We start from the raw sequence: 21,265 nt of genomic DNA on the forward strand, positions 1-21,265 counted from the left end.
ATGGTCGAAGCGTGGCTCGTTATCGTTGTGCTCGCACCCGTGCTGTCCGCCGTGATTGCCGGCGCGAGCCAGCATGGGCGCGTCGCCGAGCATGCCAACCTCGCGGCGGCCATCGTGTGCCTCATTGCGTCCCTTTGGTTGGTGACCCATGTGGACGGTGTCAGGACCTTTATCAACGGTTACGTGCTGTTCGATGCGCTCGGTGCCTGGACTCTCGTGTGTACGTGCGTGGTCTATTGTCTTGCCTCGATCTACGCCGTCGGTTACATGCGCCTGCTCCGGGAGGAGGCAGCGCGCTTGCCCGGCTTTTACGCCCTGTTTGCGCTATTTGCCGCAACGATGATCTGCGGGCCGCTGATGAACAATATCGGCGTCTACTGGATCGCCATCGAGCTGACGACCCTGGTGAGCACATTCCTGGTCGGTTTCGAGCGGGGGCAGGAAGCGATCGAGGCGGCCTGGAAATACATTATCGTCGTGTCGGCTGGCATCAGCCTGGCACTGCTGGGCACGGTGCTCTTTTACTGGTCGGGCAGTCTCGTGCTCGGTCCCACCTACGATATGACCTGGGACACCCTGCGTCACGCAGCGCCCCGCATGAGTCCCGCGCTCACGCAGATGGCCTTTCTGCTCGTGCTGGTCGGATATGGGACCAAGGCCGGGCTGGCGCCCATGCACACCTGGTTGCCTGACGCCCATAGCGAAGGGCCGGCGCCGGTCTCGGCCATGCTCTCCGGAGCGCTTTTGAACACGGCGATGCTCGGCGTCGCACGCTTCCTGACGATTACGGATGCAGCGAGCGGATCCATGCTCCCGCGGACTGTTCTCGTCGCGTTCGGCGCCTTCTCGCTGCTCGTCGCCGCGCTGTTCATTGTGCGGCAGGAGGGGATCAAGCGGCTCATGGCGTATTCGAGCGTCGAGCATATGGGGGTGCTGGCACTCGGATTCGGGTTCGGTGGCCCGCTCGCCATCGCCGCAGTGCTGTATCACATGCTCAACCATTCGCTGAACAAGTCACTCATGTTCTTCGGCGCTGGCAACGTGATGCGGGTTTATGGAACCAAGGACATCGATGCTATCCGGGGCGTCTGGTCCCGCTTTCCGGTGACGGGGGCCTTGTGGATCGCGGGGGCGGTCGCGATCACAGGCGCGCCACCCTTTGGTCTCTTCCTGAGCGAACTGGCGCTGATGCGCGCGGGGTTCGCCACGCCCAACGCCTGGGCCGTTATCGTGCTGTTGCTGCTCCTGATCGTGATCTTTATCGGGTTCCTGAATCACTTTCGGACCATGTACTTTGACACCCGGACGCCGCTTGCCGCTCCCGCGCCCGTCACCAACGGTGTCGAGGTGAGCACCTGGATGACCTTGCCCATGTGGATGGCGTTGCTGCCCGTATTCGTGCTCGGCGTCTGGTGGCCACAGGCATTGTGGCGCTATTTCGAGGTCGTCGCAGCGAACCTGGGTGGGGGCACGCGATGAAGAACTGTGCGTACGTCACGCTGCCGGTAGATGAGCTCGCTGCGCGTGCGCGGGCTCTGGTCGCTGCCGGCGGGCGATTTCAGGGCGTTTATGCGTGGTTCCCGCCTGCATCGGACGCAGAACTCCGCTACGTCGCCACCTTGCCTGGCCAGGAGACGTTCCATGGCTGGCGCGTGCAGGTGAACGGGCGTCCGGCGCCAAGCCTGGCCGCGATCAGTCCGCTGTTGGGCTGGCACGAGCGCGAAGTTATGGAAATGAGCGGCGTCGCGTTTTCGGGCCACCCTGAGCCGGAACGGCTGCTTACGGCGTTCCTGCCACGCACGGACCGCGGCCCCCTCGAGCCCGCCGCCGCACAAGGCGACAGCATTGCGGCAAAGCTGCCCGCACCGTCCCTGCCGGCGGTATCGGGCAAGCATGTGCAACTGCTGCCCTTCGGGCCGGTGCGGGCCGACGTGCTGGAGTCCGCGCAGTTCATTTTCTACTATCTGGGCGAAGGGATCCTGCACTATCACCCGAACCTGTTTCTCAAGCATCGGGGCATGGAAAAGCAGTTTGAGGGCATGGACGTTGGCTCGGCCACCTTGCTTGCGGAACGGGTGACGGGTATCGACAGTGTGGCGCACACGATCGCCTACGTCCAGGCCATCGAGGATGCTGCGGAGTGCGAAGTGCCACACCGGGCCCGATGGATCCGGCTGATCGTGGCGGAACTCGAGCGCATCTACAACCACCTCCACTATCTGGGCCACCTGTGCCATACGACCACACTGAAGGTTGGCGAAGCACAGGGCAAACTGCTTGAGGAGCGGGTCAAGCAGATCAACGCTCGCGCCAGCGGTAGCCGTTTTCTGCGCAGCCTCGTGTGGCCAGGTGGTGTGCGGCATGACCTGGATCTCCAGACAGTCAATGAAGGACTGGAGGCATTGAAGCCGCAGATCAATCAGTACATCGGGCTGATTGAAAGAACCACCAGTCACCTGGATCGCCTGATCTCCACGGCGCCATTGAGCCAGAAGCTCGCATTCGACCAGGGTGCGACCGGGCCCATCGAGCGCGCCTCAGGCGTGGATCGCGACTTGCGGCGGGACCATCCGTATGCGGCGTATCGTACGCTGCAGCCCGAGGTTGCGGTGGCGCAGGAGGGCGATGCTGCTGCGCGCATGAGGGTTCGCATCGCCGAGCTGCGCGCGAGTATTGCGCTCGTCGACAAGGCCATTGTCGAGGGCCTGCCAGAGGGCCCGTTGTCTGCCGCATGCGTACCCCCGACGGGCGCAGAGGGAATGGGGTGGTCGGAATCCCCGCGCGGTACGGTCCTGTATGCCGTGCATCTCGACGCGCAGGGGCGGCTGCTGCGCGTGAAGATCAAGTCACCATCGTTCGCGAACTGGCGTGTTTTTCCGTCGACCGTGCACGACAGCAACATGATGGACTACGCCATCAATGAAGCAAGTTTTGGCCTGACGATTTCGGGTTGCGCCCGCTAGCCGGTACTGGCATTTCGAGGAACGTGCACCATGTCACTCTGGACCTGGTTTGGACTCAAGGAAGGCAGCGCGAGCACGGACTGGCCGTTAAAGGGCAGCGAGGACGGGCAGCAGGGCGTGCTGGGCATGCCACGCTATGACCCGTCGAAATGCAGGCCGCACTGCGACGCGTGCGCGCTGGCCTGCGTGACTCACGCCATCAGCCTCAAGCCAGCGGAGAACTCGACAGCGACTCCGGAAGTCGACTGGGGACGCTGCATCGTGTGCCAGCGCTGCACGGAAGTGTGCCCGACAGGAGCCTTTACGGAATCGGCGGACTGGGCCTTGGGCGTCAGCGAACGGCTCGACCTTGAATGGGACGAGGCAATGAGCGAACGGATCCCCCGCGAGGTCGTGGAGCACGGGCGTCGCGCCTTCGGTCGCAGTTTGCATGTCCGGCACGTGGACGCGGGGTCGTGCAACGGCTGCGAGTCCGAGCTTCAGGCGTTGAACAATCCCTTCTACAACCTGCACCGGCTGGGCATTTTCTTCACACCGTCTCCCCGTTTTGCGGATGTGTTGCTGGTCACGGGACCGGTCACGAAAGCGATGCACGGACCCCTTCTCGAGACATGGGAAGCGATGCCGCAGCCCTGTTGGGTCATCGCAACGGGTACCTGCGCGGTTTCGGGGGGCGTTTCAGGCGGAAATTACGCTTCGGGCAACGGACTTGACGGTGTCGTGCCTGTCGATATCTATCTTCCAGGTTGCCCACCCAATCCGGCAGCGTTGATTCACGCACTATTGATGATCGTCGGGCGAGCGCAACAGCGAATGAGGGGAGGCCGGATTGAATGCTAACTCGTTGCTTGGCCTGGCTGTCGCGGTGTGGGCGCTGGCCGCCATTCTGTCTCCGGTACGGGTCATGCACCGCACGGTGCGTGCACTGCTTGGCGCGGGCTGCCTGCTCGGCATGCTCGCCTGCATTGTCGCCTTGCCGCTGGGCACGTCGCCCGCAGTGCTGGGCATTTCGCTGGCGTCTCATCCCGTCTCATTCGCAGTCGAACCGTCTGGTTTATGGCTGCTGGGCTTCGGTCTTGTCCCGGCGATCTTCGCCTGCTGGCTGGGCTCTCCGCTCGCGGGTCGCTCAGGGCGGTGGTATGCCGGCGCGGCATTCAGCCTGCTCGGCGCACTCGGCGTGGTTGGCCTGCAGGACGGCACTTCGCTGCTGGTGGCCTGGGAGGTCATGAGTCTCGGCGGCGCACTGATGCTTGCGGGAGAACGAGCAGAGGAGAACGAAGCGAAGCCGATCCTGCTGATGCTCGCGCTTCTGGAGGTGGGGGCAGTCGCGCTGGTCTTTGCGATCATCCTGCTCGACCATGCGGCAGGTGGCATCGGGTTTGGGAGTTTCGCCGGCGGCGCGACGACATCCAGCGATGTGGTGTCCTGGTTTGCGGGCATTGCGCTTCTGGTCGGTTTCGGCGCGAAGCTCGGCTTGATGCCCTTCTACGAATGGTTTCCGCGGGCCTATTCAAGCGGCAGCGGTGCAACGGGCGCACTGTTCTCGGGCGTTGTGCTCAATGCTGCGTACTTCGCCTTGAGCCGCGGCTGGAACATCTGGCTCAATGTGGCCGTTCACCCTGATACGGCGTTCGGCCTGGGCGTGATCGCCATTGCAGCGGGCGTCATCAGTGCGATCCTTGCGGTGCTCTTTGCGTTCCAGCAGGATGACTGGCGCGCGTTGCTGAGCTACTCGTCGGCGGAGAACGCCTCGATTGCCATCGTCATGCTTGGCGTCACGCAGCTTTTTCGTGCCGACCATCTGCCGGATCTGGCAGGGCTCGCGTGGACGGTGGCGCTACTTCATCTTGCGGGTCACGCGCTGGCCAAGGGCGCACTCTTCCTGACCGCGGACGGTGTTTTCCTCGCATCGGGCAACTACGACATCGTCCAGCACGGATGGCTCAAGCGTAGCGGTTTTCTCCTCGGGCTCGGTGCCGTGTTTTCGGTGATGAGTCTCGCGTCGATTCCGCCCCAGGCCGGCTTCGTCAGTGAATGGTATGTGTTCCAGTCCGTGTTTCAGGGCTTCCACCTTTCGTCGTTTGTCGGACGGCTGGTGCTGGTGCTCGCCGGCGCCGGGCTCGCGCTCGCTGCGGCCGTCGCGCTGGCAACCTTCGTCAAGCTGTTCGGGCTGGGACTGCTGGGATTGCCGGATGTCGACGTCACGCCGCTGGTGCCTCGGACAAACGCGATCTCGGTCGGCATTTTGGGCCTTTGCGTGCTTGCGGTGGCCGTCGGCGCACCCCTCTGGCTGAATGCGCTCGCAGCGGACGCCCAGGCGCTGTTCAACGCCAACAGCCCACAGGCGATGGTCGCCGGGTGGTTGCTGGTTCCCCTGACTGACAAGTTCGCCTTCATCTCGCCGTCGAAGCTCATCATCGTGATGCCGCTGCTCGCCATTCTGCCTGTCGCACTGCTATGGCTGACGAGGCGCCGCGCAGTCAGGCGTGTTCCAGTGTGGTTCGGTGGCATGACGACGAATCCGCGCGACGCCATGACCACCGCACTGACGTTCTCGAATGCCATGCGCACGTTCTACAGCTTCGTGTATCAGCCCACCATCAGTACGACGCGCGAGCATGAGCAGCGCGAGTACTTCATCAAGCGCCTGGTGTTTGCCGCAGGCGTGACGGATCTGTTCGAACGACACCTGTTCGACCCCGCGGTACGGATTGTGAACCGATGCGCGGAGAAGCTGCGCGCCTTGCAGTCGGGCAACCTGAATTTTTATCTCGCATTGATAGGAGGATTGCTGATCGCGATCCTGTTTCTCACGCTCCTGTAGCGTCGTCCGCCCCAGGCCCCGCCGCCCAGCCCGATAGGGTGGGCTCGCCATTCTGCTCTGGGGGCCCTTTAACCGTGCGCAATCGGCGCGCGGCGGGGAGGCTACCGCGTCCTTTTTGCGACAGCCGGGTTGCAGGAGGGTACATCGTCATCTACAATCGCCCGGCTTTCGGAGATGGCATGCCTCCCTTAACCGCCGCGTCCTTTTAGCGGCTGATGATGCCTACGAGTTCCTGGGTGAAGGAGGTCGTAGGTCGTCCGTGCGGTGCCCCCGTCGCCCAGGTTTGATGACGTTTCAAACCTGGAAAACATGAAAAACCTGAAGTCTCTCGAGCAGGTCGCGATGCTGCCGTACATGGCGCGCTGGCTGCTCCTGTCCTGCATACTCGGTGCACTTGCCGGCACCGCATCCGCCGTTTTCCTCTACGCGCTTGATCACGCAACCGATATCCGCCTCGACAATCCGTGGCTGCTATGGCTTTTGCCGTTGGCGGGCTTCGCCATGGGCTGGGTCTATCATCGTGTGGGCAAGTCGGTCGAAGGTGGTAACAACCTGCTGATCGACGAAATTCACGATCCGCAAAAGATCGTTCCGAAGCGCATGGCTCCGCTTGTGTTGATCGCTACGGTGGTCACTCACCTCTTTGGTGGATCCGCGGGCCGTGAAGGAACGGCTGTCCAGATGGGCGGGGCGCTCGCCGATCAGGTCACGGCCCTCTTCGGACTCGATCGCGAGGAACGCCGGATTCTCCTGATGGGCGGCATCGCGGCGGGCTTCTCCTCCGTATTCGGCACCCCGCTGGCCGGCGCGATCTTTGGACTCGAGGTGCTGGCCATCGGCCGCTTGCGTTACGACGCGCTGCTTGCCTGTATTGCATCGTCGCTCGTGGCAGATCAGGTGTGCCGTGCCTGGGGCATCCATCACACCGTGTACAGCATTCCGGTCATTCCTCCAGTGACAGCGCTGGGCGCGGGTTCAGTCATCGTTGCGGGCATAGCCTTTGGTGTGGTGGGCATGCTGTTCGCAGACTCGACGCATGCCTTGTCCGCCCTCATCAAGCGCAAGATTGCCTATGCCCCGGCGCGACCGCTCGTGGGTGGGGCAATGGTTGCCGTGGCGGGCGTCGTCCTGAACGTCCCGCAGTATCTGGGTCTGGGTATCCCCACGATCGTCCAGGCGTTCAACGGACCGCTGCCGGTCTACGACTTCGCTGGCAAGTTCGCCTTTACGGCTGTGACACTCGCGTCCGGCTTCAAGGGCGGCGAAGTGACGCCGCTCTTCTATATCGGCGCGACGTTTGGCAACGCCCTGGGTCATGTGCTCGCATTACCGATTCCGGTGCTCGCGGGTCTGGGTTTCGTTGCCGTGTTCGCCGGTGCTGCGAATACGCCGATCGCGTCAACCATCATGGCCATCGAGTTGTTCGGCTCGGACATCGCGGTCTACGCGGCGCTTGCCTGTGTCGTGGCCTATCTCTTCTCCGGGCATACGGGCATCTATCGCGCCCAGCGTGTCGGCCACGCAAAACACCCGCTGCTGCCGGCGGGAATGCGTCTTTCCGACATTCCTGCGCTTCGGCGCGCACGTCGTGCAGTGGTTGAGCCTGCTTCGCCGACGCAGCCGTGACCCCAACACTATTTGCTGAATATCATGTCCGGACTCATTTCGCTTCGCCTGTATTTTCATCATTCCGAGCGCGCGAATGCGCAACATCCGAAACGCTTCTGGCAGCGCCTCACGCGCCCAAGTCTCGCACGCCATCTGCTGAATCACGCGAAGCGCGCGGGTATCGAGCAGGCCGTGCTGCATCGTGTCCATGCGGGTTATCTGAACGGAGACTGGCTCCATCATGAGCATGTTGAGGCAGCGCATCACCGCTTTCCGCATTGCATCGAGCTGATCGACCTGGAGAGCAAGGTGAGGGCGTTCTGGAGCACGCATGGCCAAGGCCTGCAGAACGTGCGCGCCGTGTTTCTTCCCTGTGAAAAAGCGATGGTCGAGAGTTGAACCGTTGTCCGGGGCCACTGGCTCGTGCTGTTGCACATCCAGTTACACCCGAAGCGGCGCCGTTGCGAAGGACTGGCACGGTATTCACCCGCGATTTGTGGAGGCAGATGTGAAGGACACCCCTGGAGGTCTGGCGGCGAGGCGCGCCATGCGCTTCGTCCTTCTCGTCGGTGTCCTGAGCTTTTTCGCGGACTTCACCTACGAGGGTGCACGCAGTGTCCTTGGCCCGTGGCTCGGCACAATGGGGGCGTCGGCCACGATCATCGGGATTGTCGTCGGCTTTGGCGAACTGCTGGGTTATGGTTTGCGGGTGGTATCGGGGAGGTTGGCCGATGCCTCGCGCCAGTTCTGGCCGATAACGATCATCGGCTACGTCGTACAGATGAGCGCGGTCCCGCTCCTTGCCCTGGTTCATAGCTGGCAACTCGCCGCAGTCCTGATCGTGCTGGAGCGCATGGGCAAGGCCATTCGCAATCCGCCGCGGGACGTGATGCTTGCAAGCGCCGCAAAGCGCATCGGCGGATTTGGCTGGGCCTTCGGGATTCACGAGGCATTCGACCAGTTTGGTGCGATGGTGGGGCCGCTCGTTGTCGCTGGCATCATTGCCGCACACGGAGACTATCGTCTCGCGTTTGCCGTGCTGGCCATTCCCGCCTTCATCAACCTGTGCTTCGTAGGGCTGGCGCGCATCGCGTTTCCCCGACCCCAGTACCTGGAAGAGCGCGAGGCAGACGAAGTGCTCGTCGATCGTTTTCCCGTCGACTACTGGGTGTATCTTGCGGGGGCGGGCCTCGTCGCCGCAGGATTTGCGGACTACCCGCTGATTGCGTATCACTGGTCGATTCATCGCGCGATCGCGGTTGACTGGGTGCCTTTGCTCTACGCAGTCGCCATGGCAGTCAGTGGAGGCGCCTCCCTTTTTCTCGGACGTCTCTTTGACCGGTACGGCTTTCGCATCCTGATCGCGCTGACTGTCGTTGCAGCGGCCTTCGCGCCACTCGTGTTTCTTTCCGGCCACATTGAATACGCGGTCCTCGGTGCTGCGCTCTGGGGTATGGGCATGGGCGTTCACGAGTCCATCATTCCCGCTGCCGTGGCGCCGATGGTCAGCCGGGCGCGACGGGCGTCCGCGTTTGGCATGTTCACGGCAGTCTATGGTGTGTGCTGGTTTGCCGGTAGCGCGTTGATCGGCTGGATCTATGACAGTTCAATCATGGGTGCAGTTGTCTTTTGTGTCGTTTCGCAGCTATTGGCGCTTCCGGTATTCGGGTGGGTGAGCCGTCGGCGTGCCTCACTTCAGCATTCAGGAACAGACAGAGAGTAGGGAGTCCGTCTTGTCACCAACGTTTTCGGGGAGCCCTGGCGTGGCTGGGATGCCCTTGTCTTCGCGAATCGGAGGGAAACCCGATGAACCTGCGTGAGTACGAGAACGCAAAGTTTGAGCTCGCCGGAATGCTGCGCGCCTTGTCGGAGGCAGCAAAGGACAAGGGTGAGCCAACCGGTGAGAGGATTCGGGATCTGTTCGTCCGCATCGCGGAAGATCGGTTCAACCTCGCCGTGGTCGGTCGCTTTGGGCGCGGCAAGAGTTCACTGATGAATGCCCTGATCGGCATGGAACGCTTGCCAACAGGTATCCTGCCGCTCACATCGGTCATCACCTCCGTTGTCTATGGCAGTACTGAGAAAGTCATCATCCACTACGAAGGACGGCATCTGGCGACGACTATTGAGCTCGACGAGCTTCCGCAGGTCATTACTCAACGCACCAATCCGGGCAATGTACGCGGCGTCAGGATTGCGGAGGTGCAGTTGCCGGCTGAACTCCTGCGGCGAGGGTTCCATTTCGTCGATACACCCGGTTTGGGGTCAGCCATCACCGAGAATACGCGCACGACCGAGTCCTTCCTCCCGGAAGCCGACGCGATGCTGGTAGTGACCAGCTACGACAGTCCGCTGTCGGAAGAGGAATTTGCAGTCTTGCGCCTGGCCGCCCGGTACGACCGCCACGTATTCATGGTGCTAAACAAGCAGGACACCGTGACGCAGGCGCAGCGCGAAGAAGGGCTCGCCTATGTGAACGAACAGTTGAAACGGGTCCTTGGACCACATACCTCGCCGCCTTTTTCCGTTTCCGCGCGTGATGGCCTTTCCGCCAGGCTCCGGGGCGATCTCGAGGCACTGCGGGAAAGCGGTATGGCTGAACTCGAGGGCGCCCTGGTCGGCTTTCTGGTGGAGGGCAAGCGGCGTGCCTTTCTGGCGAGCTTTTGCGAACGGATCCTGGATGTCACACGAATGGACCCATCGGACGCGGAATTTGCCGCAATAGCGCTGCAGATTCAGGAGTACCACCATCGGCTAGAAGCTGACAGCGGTATTGTGCGCCGCCCACGTCCACGAGCTCCCGATTCCAACATTGACCTTGGCTCGTTGCACACGCTCCGGCCCTGCGAAATCTGTGAGCGCATCCAGTCCGTCAGCTTCGACTTCTTGTGCCGGTACCAGTATGAATTGAGCGTCAGCGCGCAGTCGCAGGCGCGACATGCGCAGACGAAGGGCCTCTGCGTCACGCACACACGACAGCTCGCGGCGCTTGCGTCACCACGTGGCGTCGCGATTGGTTACCCCGCGCTGCTCGGGGCACTGTCCTCAACGTTGGAGCGTGCGGCGCGGGCGTCGTCGGGTGGGCTGCAGGACGTGCTCGATCGCAAGGACGTTCTGCCCGATACGCGCGAATGCGCGCTGTGCCGACTGTGCATGGCGACGTTGCAGACGACGATCAAGGAGATCGCGGGCCGTCTGGCGCAGGACACCACGCATGGCGTTGATTCATTGTCCGGCATCTGCATGGTGCACCTCCCAGCCTTGATAGCAGGGCTGAGTGCCGCTGTGCTAACGGAGCGAGTGCTCGCGCGCGAAGCGGCAATCCTGTCCAGGCTGGCAGACGATCTGAGACGTTATGCGGCGAAGCATGACGCGATACGCAGGCAGCTTGCCAGTGCCGAAGAGACAGAAGCTGCGGAAAGAACACTCAAGTTGATCGCGGGGCTGGTCAATGTGCACGTGCCGTGGACCGACGAGTGAGCAGGGGCGGCATAACACGATGTGCGAATTCGACGACACCCGCGATTTGCGTGATCACGTAAGGGGCACAATGAAATCGGCTGTCCGCATGCGTCTCATCGGTTGTTCGGCAGCCTTTTGAATTTCATTATGCACAACTGAGATTATGGCGATCATGCATCTTCTCTTTTACCCGACGTCGGCTGTCATTTACGGCGTCTTCGGTGCATTGATCACGGTGCTGATATCGGGCTGGATCACCGCAGATATTAGCCCGGGCTGCGCGATCATGCGAGCGCTATCCGCGAGAATACGCCGACGGTCGCAAAGCCCAGTAATGTCATGATGATCGACGCCGAAAGATGGATGGCAATCTCCCCGGCGGCCCAGGCAAACCGGCCTTGCTGGAGATCGCCCACGACTTCAGCGGAAAACGTCGAAAAGGTAGAGAGGCCACCCATCAGTCCTGTCGTGACGAACAGGCGCCATTCTGGTGGTATCTGGGGTAAGCGCGCAAAAAACGCAATGGCTACTCCGATGCTGTAGCCAGCAATGACGTTTGCTGCAAGCGTGCCGAGCGGGAGGTCGGGATACAGTCCGTTCAGACGTATCCCAAGGAACCAGCGGAACAGGGAGCCGAGTGCTCCGCCGATGGCAACTGCCAGAGCCGATTGAAACATATACGATGCCCCAGTCTTTGAATTGACCTCGACGAAGGCCAACATATGACATTCGTCTGGCGGGTTATAGGCATCATCGGCTCGTCATGAGCGGTTAAAGGAGAATGCCATCTCCTCAGGCCATTCTAGCATGGCTCGATAGAGCATCAAGGCGTTGGCCCTCCCCGAAGGACGCTGCTTCCGAGAGCCCCCCATTTAATATCTTCATTCCCGCACTCACAGGTGGTCGCTTATGCGCCATGTCCTGTCGCGATCGTGCGTAACCGTGGCGATGGTCCAAAGAGGCATCGCTGAAGCCGGGCGTAGTGCGTAGCGATGGGAACTACTACGTGGGCTTGATGGTTGCCGATGGATCTGGCTCGGAGCATGCGGGGCACGCCCTGGGTCCTCGAAAGTATCCACCGCAATTGCCGCAGTGAAGCGTGGCCCGACGGTGGATGCCCAGAGCCCCTTGACGTTCACGCCATTCTTCCAGACTCTTCAGCTTGCTCATCGCGGGTCATCAGTTCGTTTTGCTCCGACAACTCTAGCCGATTCGCCGACCTTATTTGCACCAGAGCCAGCGCAGCCGGGTCCGTCCAAAAGGGAGGGGGAAGCGGGCATGCGCGGCGGCTAGACTTTCCAGTGGATCGCCCGGTACGGGCGGGCACATCGGGGGAAATCCCAGGAGGAAACGTGAAGCCGAATTCTCGTCGGCCATTCATCGCGAACATGGCGCTCACGGCGCTCATGGCGGCCGTGACCGCCACGTCGCATCCGTGCGCAGCGCAGACGAAGCCGCTCACACACGACCCCATTCCCGTGACGGTCGATAATTTTGTGCGGGCGGAATCCGATATGTACTTCTCCGCGGTCGCGCACCAGGGTGGATTCGGCAAACTCGTCCACTACCGCGAACTCATGCCGATTGACAAGCAGGCTGTCGTGCGCGCCAACCGCGATACCTTGTATTCGGTGGGGATCTTCGATCTCGACGCTGGCCCGGTGACGGTCTCGCTGCCGAATGCGGGCAAACGCTTCCGCTCGATCGCCGCCATCAGCGAGGACGAATACGTGCCGTTCGTCGCCTATGGCGACGGCCCCTATACGTTCACGCGCAAGCAGGTCGGCACGCGCTACGTCATGATCGGCGTGCGCACGCTGGCCAATGTGGAGGATCCCGCCGACATGCAGGCGGCGCACGTTCTGCAGGACGGCATTGCCTGGCACCAGGCCGCGCCCGGGCGCTTCGAGGTGCCGGATTGGGACAAGGCCAGCCAGAAGCACGTGCGCGATGCGCTGATCGAACTGGGCAAAACCCTTCCCGACCTGAGCGGCGCGTTCGGCATGCCGGACACGGTTTCGCCGATACACCACCTGATCGGCGCGGCCATCGCGATGGGCGGCAATCCGGAAAAGGATGCGCTCTACCTGAACGTCACGCCGCGCCACAACGACGGTCACACGGTGTATCGCCTGAGGGTGGCGAACGTTCCTGTGGACGGGTTCTGGTCCATCAGCGTCTACAACGAAAAGGGCTATTTCGAGCCCAACGCAATCGGGGCGTACACCGTCAACAATGTCGTCGCCAGGAAGGATGCCGATGGCGCAGTGTCCGTCCAGTTCGGCGGCTGCGATGGCTCGGTCCCGAACTGCCTGCCGATTACGTCCAACTGGAACTACATGGTTCGCATGTACCGTCCGCGTACCGAGGTACTCGACGCTCACTGGACGTTTCCCAAGGCCCAGGTAGTTAGCGCCGCGGCCAGGTGAACCGGCGCTCGACCCGAATCCAGCTTCTTCACGTGACTTCGCGAATCAATAACGAGGGCTTCATGTATTCCATGTCCGGACCCAGGCGTTGGCGGCTTTCCAGTCTGCTCGGAGTGGCCGCCGCATTGTGTTTTCAGACCGTCGTCGCTCAGGAGGCGGCAGCACCGGGATCCACCGCTGCCGCCGTTCCGGCATCGACGCACACCTTGCGCAGCGCTGCCTTCGATGCCGCTGTCTGGGGCATGCCGATCGTCAGCTTCGACGCCATGCGCGAGGCCTTCTTCCGCGATGCGGGCGCACGCTATGACGACATCGTCTATTGGAGCCGCCCAGCGGACTGGAAGAACCAGACCACCACGCCCAACTCCTCTGCGCTTTACGTCTACTTCAACTACAACCTGAAGGACGGTCCGGTTGTCGTGGATATTCCCGCAGAGAACGATGTGGTCGTATTCGGCAGCCTGCTGGACGCATGGCAAGTGCCGCTCGCGGATGTGGGACACGAAGGTTCGGACGAGGGCAAGGGTGGCCGATACCTGTTGCTGCCACCGGGGTTCAAGGGTAAAGCGCCGGCCGGCTTCATACCTGTACAGTCGAAGACCGACAACGGTTACGCGCTGATCCGCGTCACGCCGAGGACGCTGTCGCGGGACGATCTCGACAAGGCAGGCGCATGGATCCGCACGCTTCATGTAGCGCCGCTGCGCGAGGCATCCAATGGCGCGCGGCAACGCTTCGTCAAAATGGACGGCAAGCTGTTTGATGGGATTGTCCGCTTCGACGATAGCTACTTTGCCCGTCTCGCGCGCATGGTGAGCGAGGAGCCGCCCGCGCCGGGCGATGCAGATGCCTACGCGCGTCTGCGTGCGCTCGGCATCGAGCAGGGTAGGCCCTTCACGCCGGACGCTTCCACGCGCGCGTTGCTGCGCACCGCTGCACAGGATGCGCACGCAACCTTCCAGCAAACCCTGCTTTCCGGGCAGCAGCCATGGTGGCCGGGTTCGCAGTGGGGCACCAGCGCGTCGGTCAGGATGGGCGTCAAGACCCACTTCACCTTCGACGAAGGGCAGCATCTCGACGCGGACATGCGTGGCGCGGTCTACTTCCTTGGGTATGCTCCGCCGCTCAAGCTTGGCAAGGCGACTTTCTACCTGACGAGCTGGCGTGACGACCACGGCCAGTTGTTCGACGGTTCGCGCCACTACCGTTTGCACGTGCCGCCGAATGTGCCAGCGCGCGAATTCTGGGCCGTCAATGTGTACGACAACGAGACATGCGGCTTCATACGCAAGGCGCCGCGTATCGGCGCGGATTCGTACGACACGGCGCTACGCCGCAATGCGGACGGATCGGTCGATCTCGACTTCGGGCCGCAACCGCCGTCGGACAATACCGCTAACTGGATCTACACGGCGCCGGGCAAGGCGTGGTTCGTCGCGTTTCGCTTCTATGGACCCGAGCCGGCGGTGTTCGACAAATCGTGGACGCTGCCCGATGTCGTGGCACTGCCTGTTCGCGGCGGCGGATAAAGATCGTGAATGAAGCAGCACGCTCCGTCGCATGGGTCCGCGATGGAGTCGTGTGGCCAGCCGTTGAATCGCCGTTGTTGAAGCTACCAAAAAAGATCATCGAATCCCTTGTGCCGAAACGTACTTTCAAATGCGTCCAGGGGAGATCGTGGCCGAGACGAGACGTATCTGGAGGAGTTGCATGGGTTTCAACAGACAGGGTATTGGCGCGGCGGTCATGATGCTGGCCGTGCAGGGTGCGTGGGCGCAATCGTCGGTGACGCTCTACGGTACGGTCGACAACTTCGTGCAGTACCTGGGCAATGGGTCGACGCATTCGTTTTCCGAGCGTAGCGGCGGAAACAGCGGTTCGAGCCTCGGCATCAGGGGCGAGGAAGATCTGGGAGGCGGCCTGAAGGCGAAGTTTGTGCTGGAGAGCGGCTACAACACGAACAACGGCACGTTCTTCGTCGACAGTTCGTCGCTGTTCTATCGTCAAGCCTGGGTCGGGCTGTCTCACGAAAAATATGGATCACTAACGTTCGGGCGGCAATATCAACCCACGTTCTGGGCCATCTACTATACCGACCCGTTTCGCGGCGACGAAGTGCTGTCGCCAATCGCAGCGGTCGCGGTCGACGTCGATCGCAATACGCTCGCCACGCAGGCTGCTTCCGGGCGCACGAGCAATTCGATCGAATATCAGTCGCCGGTGGTGGGCGGGTTCAAGCTCTATACGATGTACGCGTTCTCTTCGAGCGCGACGCAGCCGGTTGTCCAGAGCATCGGCAATCTGTTCGATGTCGCCGTCTCGTGGAGCGGTTACGGGCTGTATGCAGGGCTGGCCTATCAGAACCAGCACGCGGGATCGGAGATGGTGCCGGGTTTGCCCGCTGCACTGAACCTGCTTGGCACCGAACGGTTTACCGGCTCGCTTGCCTACCGCATCGGCATCGTGAACCTGCAGGCGAACTACACGTACAACCGCTCGAATGACGCGCCTGCCGGCTCGATGGCCGCCATGCTGAACGCGGCGCACTCGTACAGTTTCGCCGAGGTGGGCGCGACCGTTCAGGCGACGTCGGCCGATGCCATCGAAATCGCTGCCGTCGAGCGCAACGCGCGCGGCGTACACGACAACGCATGGGGTGTCGAGCTCGGCATCGATCACAATATCTCCAAGCGTACCCAGATCTATGCGCGCGCGGGCTACATCAAGAACCACGGCACCTCGATGATGAGCTGGCCGGCCGTGACCGTGACGGAGCCGGATTCGTCGCAGCGCCTCGTTGCGCTGGGCCTGCTGCACCGCTTCTGATGCGGTATGGGCCGCTGCCTCCGGCTTGGGGCCGAGGGCAGCGCTGGCCGTTCAGACCACCCGGTACCAGGCGACGCCGTCGTCGTCTTCGTGAGCGCGCGCCATCCCCCGGTTCACCAGATAGTTTAGGTATGCGATGCTTTCGCCGGTGGCGAGGCCATACATCACCGGTGCAACACGGCTGCCGCGCAGTTGTGCAGCTTCCACTTGTATAGCGCTTTTCCCGCGCTGTCCCCTTTCGTTTGGAGGGGGTGAGCGCTGTGCCGCGCTGCGGCTTCGGACTGGCGAGGCGAGCGGAACCTTGACGAGGCTGCCCGGCGCCGGTTCCGTGGGTTTGTGCGTCTCGCCTTTTGCGGGGCGGTGTTCTGCTTCGGCGAGCTGATCTCGGGCTCCATCGTCACGACACGCGCCGCGGCTCGTTCGTCCAGTACTTCTCGCGCACGCGCCGGCGCAGCACTTTACCGACTGCGCTCAGCGGCAGCGTCTGGACCAACGTCAACGTCTTGGGCGCCTTGAAGCGTCCGAGCGTTTCCTTCACGTGCTCGATCAACGTCGCAGGCTCGACCGCCGCGCCCGGCTTGAGCACGACTTCGGCGTGCACGGCCTCGCCCCACTTGTCATGCGGCACGCCCACGACGGCCGACATCTGCACAGCCGGATGCGCGTTCAGCGACGCTTCCACCTCGGCCGCATAGACGTTGAAGCCGCCCGTGATGATCACGTCCTTCTTGCGATCGACGATGAACACGTAGCCCGCGTCGTCGATATAGCCAAGGTCGCCGGACTTCCAGAAGCCATCGGCGAACTCGGCTGCCGTGCCCTCGGGATTGCCGTAGTAGCCGCCGATCGTGCCGCGTCCGCGCAGCCAGAGCTCGCCGGTCGTGCCAGGCGCGACGTCGTTGCCGGCGTCATCGACGATGCGGATTTCGATGCCGATGGTGGGCCGGCCTGCCGAAGCAAGCCGCCCCGTTTCGAGCGCGCCGAGATGATCGGCCGGGGTGAGCGTACAGACGGCCTGCGCGCATTCGGTCGCGCCGTAGAGCTGGAAAAAGATGTTGCCAAAGCGTGCCTGCGCCTGCGCGAGCTTGGCGGGGCTCATCGGCGCCGCGCCGTAGTAGAGCGTGCGCAGGCTGGAGAGGTCGTGGCGCATAGCTTCGGGCTGATCGAGCAGCCAGTTCACGAGGGTCGGCACCATCAGCGTGGTCGTGACCTTTTCGGTCTCGACGTTGCGGCACCAGGCTTTGAGATCGGCTGCATTCTGCGTGAGCGTGCAGCCGCCGCGAAAGAGCGTGGGCAGAAACGAGAGGCCCGAGCCGTGGCTCACGGGCGCGATATGCAGGTAGCGCGTGTGGCTGTTGAGCGCGATGCTCTGCTGCTCATCGGCATACATGGTGTCGCGTGCGGCGAGCCAGTTGTCGATCGTGTACTGGGCGCACTTGCTCCTGCCCGTGGTGCCGCCCGTGAAGCGGTAGATGAGGATGTCCGCGTGTGTGTCGGACTGGATGCCGGGATCGGTGTCGGGCATGCCTTCGATCAGATCCCAAAAGCACTGCACGCCTTCGTACGGCGTCGCGGGCGCGTCCATGCACACGATGCTCGCGCCTTGCTCGCGCAGCATGTCGGCGTAGCGCGGGAGCAGGGCCGTTTCGATGAAGACGGCCTTCGGTCTGATGAACGCCATCTGCCAGCGATGCTCGTCCAGTGCGTCGCGGATGTTGGTATGTGCGAAAGCCGCTTCGCCCTTGAAGGCCGTCCAGGCGTGCAGCAGCGAGAGGTTATCGTTTTCGAGGATGCAGAACGCTACGTCGCCGCGCCGCAGGCCAAGGCGGCTCCTCATCATGTTCGCGATGCGGTTGGTCAGCCTGTGCAACTCACGGAACGTGTAGCGGCGCTCGCGCTCGATGTTGACGAGGGCCTCCTGGTCGGCGAACTGCATGGCGAGCTGCCCCATGATCCGGGCGAAATTCATTTTCATTGCTGTCTCCGCGGGAGTGTTCCTGTGTCTGCCGCAGGCAGTCTAGGACCGTGAGCCGATGCGCTGCCCCTCCCCGGAGGGGAGGGGCAGCGAGGTCACGGGCCACGGGAAGCGTGGCGGCCCGGACACAGGCGCCGCCCAGGCGGATGCGCCGCCCCTGCAAGAAAGGGAGGGGAACAACGCACGGCGCCTCTCTAAGATGGGCTCACGTCAATAAACCCTGCATGGACCGCACGCGCTCGCCACGAGGGCGATGCACCACTCCTGAGAGTAGAAAACGCATGGATTTCGATCTGAACTCCGAACAGCAGATGTTGCAGGACAGCGTGCGCCGCTTCATCGAGAGGGCCTACAGCTTCGAGGCGCGCGCCGCATTGCTTAAGGACGGCGGCAACGGCAGCGAGGCGAACTGGCGGACCTTCGCGGACAACGGCTGGCTGATGGCGGCCATTCCCGAGGAGGACGGCGGTCTGGGCGGCACGGTCATCGAAACGGCGATCATCGCGCAGGCGCTTGGAGGCGCGTTGGTGCTCGAGCCCTGGCTCGGCTGCGCCGTGCTCGCCGCCCAGACGCTCGTGGCCGGGGGAACGGCCGCGCAGCGGCAACGCCTGCTGCCGCAGATGGCCTCCGGGTCCGTGCGCCTCGCGCTCGCGTACAGCGAGCCGGCCTCGCGCGGCTTGCCCGAGCCGGTGTCGCTGTGTGCGCGGCGCGAAGGCAATGGCTACGTGCTCGATGGCCGCAAATCGCTCGTGCTGGGCGCCCCCGGCGCGGATGCCTTCATCGTTTCTGCCCAGGTGCCGGGCGTGTCCGGCCTCACCCTGCTGCTCGTCGATGGCGGCGCACCGGGGCTGAACCGTCAGGCGCTGCCGCTGCATGACGGCACGTGGGTCGAGGAGCTGAGCTTCGATGGCGTGTGGATGGCCGCGGACGCGGTGCTGGGCGCGCCCGGCGCGGGCCTGCCGGCGCTGCGCGCGGGCCTCGCGCACGGCACCGTGGCGCTCTGCGCGGAGCTGATCGGTATGATGGAGAAGACCCTCGAAATGACGGCCGGCTATCTGAAGATGCGCGAGCAATTCGGAGTCCAGATCGGCTCGTTACAGGCCTTGCAGCATCGCATGGCGGACATGGTGGCCGAACTCGAGGTGGCGCGTTCGATGTTGCACGTGGCGTTGGCGTCGCTTGCCAACGACGACGCGCAGACGCAGCTCAGGCGCCTCGCGGCCGCGAAGATGTTGATCGGCCGGGCGGCGAAGTTCGTTTGCGGCCAGGGCATTCAGTTGCACGGCGGCATCGGCATGACCGAGGAATACGCCGTTGGCCACTACTACAAGCGCGCCGTGGTGGCGGATCTGCTGCTCGGCAGCGCGGATAGCTGCGAAGCCGTCTGCGCCGAGGCGCTGCGGGCGGCGGCTCAGTGACACCCCGAGCATACGAGGCCGCCCGACTCAAACCATTCAGCAAAAAGCGAGACAAAGCATGAACACCTATGAAACCGTGGCCGAACTGCAACCCCTCGTGGGGGAGGTCGTGGGCACCAGCGACTGGATTCTCATCGATCAGCCACGCATCAACACGTTCGCGGACGCAACCGGCGACCACCAGTGGATTCACATCGACCCGGAGCGCGCGGCGGCCGGTCCGTTCGGCACCCCGATTGCTCATGGCTTTCTGACCCTGAGCCTGCTGCCGGTCTTTTCCCAGAACGCGTTCACGATTCGCCAGTTCAAGCTGGGCGTGAACTATGGCCTGAACAAGGTGCGCTTTCTGAAGCCCGTACCCGTGAACAGCCGACTTCGCGCCCAGTTCAGGTTGCAGCGCTACGAGCCGCTCGAGAACAAGGGCGCCCAGCTCACCTACGAGATGACGGTGGAGATGGAAGGCGGGGACAAGCCGGTATGCGTCGCCGAGTCCATCGTGCGCGTGTTCGACTGAATGCAGTGAGCCACCCAGAAGATTGAATAGAGGAAGACAATGAGCGAAACATCTACCGTACTCCTGAACGAGCAGGAAGTCATGATCCGCGATGCTGCCCGCAAGGTGGCGCAGGAAGTCGTTGCCGCTACGGCCGCTGAGCGCGACCGCACGGGCGCGTGGCCGCGCAGCGAACTGGCGGCCGTGGGCGAACTCGGATTTCTCGGCATGCATATTCCCGAGGAATTCGGCGGTTCGGCGGCGACGTTCCCGGAATACTGCCTTGCCATCGAGGCGTTTGCCGCGGCCGATGCCGGATTCGCGACCATCATTCATGTCCACAACGGCCTCGCGGGCTGCGTGGCCCACGCCGGCACTGAAGCGCAGAAGCGCAAATACTTGCCGGACATCGCTTCGGGCAAGACGATCGTGGCGGGTCTCCTGACCGAACCGCAGGCCGGCTCCGACACCGCCGCGTTTCGCACCACGGCGCGCCGCGAGGGTGAGCACTACGTCCTGAACGGCAGCAAACAGTTCATCTCGAACGGCAACGAGGCCGGCGTGGGGCTGGCCATCGCGGCGGTGACCGAAACGCCGGACGGCAAGAAGGGGCCGAGCCTATTTATCGTCGATCCGCGTGCACCGGGCTACAACGTCACACGCATCGAAGAAAAGCTGGGCCAGCGTTCGGCGCATGTTGCCGCGATCCAGCTCGAGGACCACCGCGTGCCGCTGGAAAACCTCATCGGCGAGGAGGGCTCAGGCTACAAGCGCGTGATGGGCATGCTCTCCGAAGGGCGTATCGGCATCGCCGCCGTGGCGTGCGGTGTCGCGCGCGCCGCGCTCGAAGCCGCGGTGCAGTACGCCAAGGAACGCGAAGCGTACGGCAAGCCGATCATCAACTTGCAGGGCGTGGCGTTCGATCTTGCCGACATGGCCATGCAGGTGGACGTCGCGTACCAGTACATGCTGCACGCGGCGCGCCTTCAGGCGGCCGGCGTGCATTGCGCGAAGGAGGCCTCGATCGCCAAGCTGTATGCGAGCGAAATCGCGGAGAAGGTGTGCTCGGACGCGATCCAGATTCACGGCGGCTATGGCTACCTCACCGACTTCCCGGTCGAGCGCTACTATCGCGACGCGCGCGTGACGAAGATCTACGAGGGCACGAGTCACATTCAGAAAGTCATTATCTCGCGCAGTCTCGCAGGGCGCTGAGCGCACGCACGAGCCGGGCTTTCCCGGCGCAGCGTGATGAACCCGCAGGGGA

17 protein-coding genes and 2 riboswitches are annotated in these 21,265 nt (G+C 63.0%); of the genes, 14 read left to right on the top strand and 3 right to left on the bottom strand.

Translation table 11 applies throughout. The annotated features are described in order from the left end of the window. From HV773_RS18920 to HV773_RS18955, 8 genes are all read left to right on the top strand, one after another. Positions 1–1,479: a proton-conducting transporter transmembrane domain-containing protein gene (locus HV773_RS18920; protein ID WP_129564470.1), complete on the top strand. Its 1,479-nt coding sequence runs from the start codon at positions 1–3 to the stop codon at positions 1,477–1,479. Continuing rightward, on the top strand, positions 1,476–2,963 hold the full coding sequence (locus HV773_RS18925; protein WP_129564023.1) for a hydrogenase large subunit: 1,488 nt from the start codon (positions 1,476–1,478) through the stop codon (positions 2,961–2,963). The genes HV773_RS18920 and HV773_RS18925 overlap by 4 nt, the downstream gene beginning before the upstream one ends. A 30-nt stretch (positions 2,964–2,993) precedes the next feature. Beyond that, positions 2,994–3,803: an NADH-quinone oxidoreductase subunit B family protein gene (locus HV773_RS18930; RefSeq protein ID WP_129564024.1), complete on the top strand. Its 810-nt coding sequence runs from the start codon at positions 2,994–2,996 to the stop codon at positions 3,801–3,803. Beyond that, on the top strand, positions 3,793–5,787 hold the full coding sequence (locus HV773_RS18935; RefSeq protein WP_227875442.1) for a proton-conducting transporter transmembrane domain-containing protein: 1,995 nt from the start codon (positions 3,793–3,795) through the stop codon (positions 5,785–5,787). Before HV773_RS18930 ends, HV773_RS18935 begins: the two co-directional genes overlap by 11 nt. A gap of 161 nt (positions 5,788–5,948) precedes the next feature. Next, positions 5,949–6,019, top strand: a riboswitch (Fluoride riboswitch). Positions 6,020–6,096: 77 nt separating this feature from the next. After that, positions 6,097–7,413: a voltage-gated chloride channel family protein gene (locus tag HV773_RS18940; protein WP_129564025.1), complete on the top strand. Its 1,317-nt coding sequence runs from the start codon at positions 6,097–6,099 to the stop codon at positions 7,411–7,413. Between the two features lie 24 nt (positions 7,414–7,437). Further along, positions 7,438–7,794 carry a DUF190 domain-containing protein gene (locus HV773_RS18945; RefSeq protein WP_129564026.1) on the top strand — a complete coding sequence of 119 codons (357 nt, stop codon included), beginning with the start codon at positions 7,438–7,440 and terminating at the stop codon, positions 7,792–7,794. Between the two features lie 109 nt (positions 7,795–7,903). Further along, the gene (locus HV773_RS18950; RefSeq protein ID WP_227875443.1) at positions 7,904–9,118 is read left to right on the top strand and encodes an MFS transporter; all 1,215 of its coding nucleotides are present in this window, start codon (positions 7,904–7,906) and stop codon (positions 9,116–9,118) included. A gap of 83 nt (positions 9,119–9,201) precedes the next feature. Next, positions 9,202–10,875 carry a dynamin family protein gene (locus HV773_RS18955; protein ID WP_129564027.1) on the top strand — a complete coding sequence of 558 codons (1,674 nt, stop codon included), beginning with the start codon at positions 9,202–9,204 and terminating at the stop codon, positions 10,873–10,875. A 266-nt stretch (positions 10,876–11,141) separates the two neighbouring features. Here HV773_RS18955 and crcB read toward each other — a convergent pair whose 3' ends face one another. Beyond that, positions 11,142–11,534, bottom strand: coding sequence for a fluoride efflux transporter CrcB (crcB, locus tag HV773_RS18960; RefSeq protein ID WP_129564473.1), 393 nt, complete (start codon positions 11,532–11,534; stop codon positions 11,142–11,144). Between the two features lie 60 nt (positions 11,535–11,594). After that, positions 11,595–11,658, bottom strand: a riboswitch (Fluoride riboswitch). 551 nt (positions 11,659–12,209) lie between these two features. On the opposite strand from crcB, the gene HV773_RS18965 reads away from it, so the two are divergent. The 3 genes from HV773_RS18965 (at position 12,210) to HV773_RS18975 (ending at position 16,112) form a co-directional block, all read left to right on the top strand. Further along, entirely contained in the window at positions 12,210–13,286 is a 1,077-nt protein-coding gene (locus HV773_RS18965) for a DUF1254 domain-containing protein (RefSeq protein ID WP_227875444.1), read from the top strand. A gap of 62 nt (positions 13,287–13,348) precedes the next feature. Continuing rightward, positions 13,349–14,815, top strand: a complete 1,467-nt coding sequence (locus tag HV773_RS18970) for a DUF1254 domain-containing protein (protein ID WP_129564028.1) — start codon at positions 13,349–13,351, stop codon at positions 14,813–14,815. Between the two features lie 181 nt (positions 14,816–14,996). Further along, positions 14,997–16,112 carry a porin gene (locus HV773_RS18975; protein ID WP_129564029.1) on the top strand — a complete coding sequence of 372 codons (1,116 nt, stop codon included), beginning with the start codon at positions 14,997–14,999 and terminating at the stop codon, positions 16,110–16,112. Between the two features lie 51 nt (positions 16,113–16,163). Here HV773_RS18975 and HV773_RS18980 read toward each other — a convergent pair whose 3' ends face one another. Then, entirely contained in the window at positions 16,164–16,319 is a 156-nt protein-coding gene (locus tag HV773_RS18980) for a hypothetical protein (RefSeq protein ID WP_160113494.1), read from the bottom strand. A 190-nt stretch (positions 16,320–16,509) separates the two neighbouring features. After that, positions 16,510–18,087: a class I adenylate-forming enzyme family protein gene (locus HV773_RS18985; RefSeq protein ID WP_129564030.1), complete on the bottom strand. Its 1,578-nt coding sequence runs from the start codon at positions 18,085–18,087 to the stop codon at positions 16,510–16,512. Positions 18,088–18,368: 281 nt separating this feature from the next. Here HV773_RS18985 and HV773_RS18990 point away from each other — a divergent pair, with 281 nt between their 5' ends. The 3 genes from HV773_RS18990 to HV773_RS19000 are packed head-to-tail and all read left to right on the top strand — an operon-like array spanning position 18,369 to position 21,213. After that, a complete protein-coding gene (locus HV773_RS18990; RefSeq protein ID WP_129564031.1) occupies positions 18,369–19,505 on the top strand; it encodes an acyl-CoA dehydrogenase family protein in 1,137 nt (378 codons plus the stop codon). A 58-nt stretch (positions 19,506–19,563) separates the two neighbouring features. Beyond that, positions 19,564–20,019: a MaoC family dehydratase gene (locus HV773_RS18995; RefSeq protein WP_129564032.1), complete on the top strand. Its 456-nt coding sequence runs from the start codon at positions 19,564–19,566 to the stop codon at positions 20,017–20,019. Between the two features lie 39 nt (positions 20,020–20,058). Further along, on the top strand, positions 20,059–21,213 hold the full coding sequence (locus tag HV773_RS19000) for an acyl-CoA dehydrogenase family protein (RefSeq protein ID WP_129564033.1): 1,155 nt from the start codon (positions 20,059–20,061) through the stop codon (positions 21,211–21,213). Positions 21,214–21,265 lie beyond the last annotated feature (52 nt).

The organism is Paraburkholderia caffeinitolerans, assembly GCF_902859945.1.
GTDB classification, from domain to species: Bacteria; Pseudomonadota; Gammaproteobacteria; order Burkholderiales; family Burkholderiaceae; genus Paraburkholderia; species Paraburkholderia caffeinitolerans.